The organism is Candidatus Desulfatibia sp. (genome assembly GCF_036446775.1).
Classification (GTDB): domain Bacteria; phylum Desulfobacterota; class Desulfobacteria; order Desulfobacterales; family UBA11574; genus Desulfatibia_A.
Genome location: NZ_JAZFTO010000334.1, coordinates 1 through 2,816 on the forward strand (window position 1 = coordinate 1; position 2,816 = coordinate 2,816).

The 2,816-nt window shown below is 42.0% G+C and carries 3 protein-coding genes; all 3 read right to left on the reverse strand.

Annotation, left to right across the window (positions count from 1 at the left end; genetic code table 11):
* On the reverse strand, positions 1-184 hold a 184-nt coding region (locus V3S16_RS15640; protein WP_413886603.1), incomplete at its 3' end, for a type II toxin-antitoxin system VapC family toxin.
* Entirely contained in the window at positions 181-441 is a 261-nt protein-coding gene (locus tag V3S16_RS15645) for a YlcI/YnfO family protein (protein WP_413886604.1), read from the reverse strand. The genes V3S16_RS15640 and V3S16_RS15645, both read right to left, overlap by 4 nt.
* Before the next feature lie 98 nt (positions 442-539).
* Positions 540-2,489 carry an asparagine synthase (glutamine-hydrolyzing) gene (gene asnB, locus V3S16_RS15650; RefSeq protein ID WP_413886605.1) on the reverse strand — a complete coding sequence of 650 codons (1,950 nt, stop codon included), beginning with the start codon at positions 2,487-2,489 and terminating at the stop codon, positions 540-542.
* Between the last annotated feature and the right edge of the window lie 327 nt (positions 2,490-2,816).

Genomic DNA, 2,816 nt, shown 5'->3' on the forward strand with positions numbered 1-2,816 from the left:
CGGACTTCAATAAGAGGGATTTTTTGGAAGAATTATTTAATCTTTTTATGCCGTATTGTATTTCAGCTACAACCGGCGGAACAGTGCAAATATCTCCTGGACGATATTTTTTTAGAAACATCAACAGGCTTTCTTCTCGTCGCATGGCGGCCGAAAATGCTGTAGTATCCAAAACATATCTCATAAATCCACATCCGCCCGATTCTTTCTCATTTTAATAATTGCCGCCTCCATTTCCGAGGCACCTTTTCTCAGCAACCTCAAATTTTCTTTGCTAAGGTTGGTCTCGAAAAAATCTTCAGGCCACTGTCCGGCCTCATTTTGCAATGCTTTTTCACAGGCTTGAACGATAAAGCGGTTGCGGCTGATGTCCTTCTCTTTAACTGTTTGGTCTATTTTGGATAGCAATGAATCAGGTATATGGACTGTCGTTGAGGGCATAGTATTCTCTCCTTATTAAAATAAAATCGTTTTACGATTATATGAATAGAATATATTCTATTGGCCTGGTTGTCAAATTATAAAATCGTAATACGATTTTATACTGTCAAATACTCTTTATGCCAGTGTTGAAAAACGATCAGATTCCATAACATCCATGATGTATCGGTTCGATTTGACATGTGGTCATGAATCAGTTTTTCTATGATTTCGTACTCAAAAATTCCTTGTTCCCTTATTCTATCTTCGGCAAGGTTTTGCTCGATCAGAAATTTTAAATCCGTCTTCAGCCACCGGCTGATGGGAACCTCAAACCCAGCCTTGGGCCGATCAATAAGACCTGGCGGAAGCATATCTTTAAAGGTTTCTTTAAGGATGTATTTGCTTTGCCCTTTATGCAGCTTAAATGTACTCTGCATGCTGAAGGCCAGTTCCACCACCCGATGATCCAGAAAAGGTACCCGTACTTCCAGAGAGTTCTTCATGCTCATCCAATCCACTTTTGTGAGCATATCACCCGGCAGAGAATCTTTGAGATCAGCATAAAGAATACTGTTGATGCGATCATTGCAGTTCAAGTCCAGCAGTCTTTGAATACGGCTCAAAGCAGGATCTTCCAGTAATGGATTTTCATTAGATCCTGATCGACGCAGAAGATTGCGTCGAATATCCCTTGGGAAAATCTCCTTCAAAGCTAGAACCCTCTCCGGAAATGATCCCTTAGTACCTTTAATGAATTTTTTAAGGCGCCGGATGTATTCCAGATATTTGGAATCTCTGGAGTCAGGCAGCCTTTGGATTAGCCTCTCAAAGAACTCCTCTCTAATGAATGCCGGTATGAACATGTACCTTTTATACCAGTACTCTCCCAGGTAGGATCGATACCCGGCAAAAAGCTCATCACCCCCATCCCCTGATAAAGCCACGGTGACGTATTTTTTTGTTTCTCTTGATACGATATAGGTTGGAATAGCAGATGAATCGGCAAAGGGCTCGTCAAAGGTAGCAAGGACATCGGGCAGGACATCCAGCATATCCCTGTAAGTCAGCTTGAACTCGTGATGGTCGGTTTTAAAACAATCGGCCACCTCCCGGGCATAGTGTGTTTCGTCAAAAAGCTCGGCGTCTTTAAATCCGATTGAAAATGTTTTGATTGGCTGATTTGAATTCTGAGCCATTAGGGCCACGATAATGCTCGAATCGATCCCCCCGCTTAAAAAAGCGCCCAAAGGGACATCCGCGATCAACCGTTTGCGCACCGCATCATTAAGATATTCATAAAGACGTTTCTTGAATATTCCTTCCTGCTCTGCAAATGGCAATAACGGTCTATTCTGAGCAATCGTTTTGTCGACATCCCAGTACTTCTTTATTGTTAATTTTCCTTGCTCCAGAATTATAAAATAACCGGGCTCGAGTTTCCTGACTCCGCTAAACATCGTATACGGAGCAGGAACATAACTAAACGTAAGATAGAGATAAAGCGCCTCATGATCCAATTCTTTTGTAATCGCAGGATCGTTTAACAGTGCTTTGATCTCAGAAGCAAAAGCAAAGTGCTTTCCATCCCAATAATACACCAGCGGCTTGATGCCGATGCGGTCACGACAAACCCAAAGTCGCGATTTATTTTCATCCCAGAGCGCAAAAGCAAACATGCCGTTAAGTCGATGTACAGCGTCGATGCCTTCTTCCTCATACAGGTGCAGAATAACCTCTGTATCCGTATCACTTTTAAAAGCATGCCCTTTGCGCTTCAGATCAGCTCTTAATTCCTTAAAATTATAAACCTCTCCATTATAGGTGATCCAAATAGTACCGTCCTCGTTGGTCATGGGCTGATGACCGGCGGACGACAAATCAATAATTGAAAGCCTCTGATGCCCCAGGCCTAAAGAAATCTGCCGGCCATTGTCTGCTACCGAATTATTGATGTATGTTCCGTTATCATCCGGTCCCCGATAGGAAAAAGAACGGCACATTTCTTTGATCAAATCTTCTTCGATGGGTTTGCCATCAAAGCATATTTTTCCGCAAATCCCGCACATTTTTTAATTAGCTCTCGCCCGTTTTATCTGCCTCCGGCAGATTCGCTCAAGCTCACAGAGTTCACCGAGATAAATCCCGAATCTTGTCGAATATTACCTGCTTTTATTTTTTTGTGATAAAAAACTTTTTTTGTTTTCTTGACAATATCGTGTTGTATTACTATATGTATTACATATGAAAAATAAAATGAACGACCCCGCGGCAAGCCACGGGGTATCAACAAATGATATTTTCTATCTTAACGCAGCAAGCTGCGGGGAATTTAACCCGACAGATTCCGCAACCTTAATCGCGTATTCATTGTAATCTGTGTAATCTGCGAAATC